General features: G+C 60.6%; 1 protein-coding gene. It reads right to left on the minus strand.

Annotated features, from left to right (window positions below):
- Positions 1 to 391 (minus strand): hypothetical protein (locus SKC42_RS27480; protein WP_330967376.1); only part of this gene is annotated, 391 nt, incomplete at its 3' end.
- Between the last annotated feature and the right edge of the window lie 43 nt (positions 392 to 434).

Below are 434 nucleotides of genomic sequence, written 5' to 3' on the forward strand. Positions count from 1 at the left end.
GCCCCGAAGCAGCACCCAACCCAGCAAGACAAGCCACAACCTGAAACCACCGCGAAATACACCCCGCCGCAGCAGCATCAGCCCTGACGGCGTCGGACCGGGAGCGCAATTTGGCGTAACTGGCCCGCACCTCTTCGACGTCTTCGGACGCCGCTTTGAACGCCTTCTTCGACTTGTTTATGCGACGATGAAGACCCCAGAACTCCTCGTTCGTTCGCGTGGGCCCTACACTCGCTGCAGCATCTAGCTGGGCACCCGCGAGGTCAAAAGCTATGTCGTCCCCGGCGCCCTCAGCAAAATTACCGAGCTCCATGCCCTCATTAAAGAGCTCGGTGCCGACGTTGGCGGAACGCTCCCAGGCTTCCAGGGCCAGCGCAACGAGCATCGCCATGACAAGCCCATTCTTAACTGCGGCAAGGCCCAGTCGAGTATGA

Source organism: Mycobacterium sp. 050134, assembly GCF_036409085.1.
In the GTDB taxonomy this organism is placed as follows: Bacteria; Actinomycetota; Actinomycetes; order Mycobacteriales; family Mycobacteriaceae; genus Mycobacterium.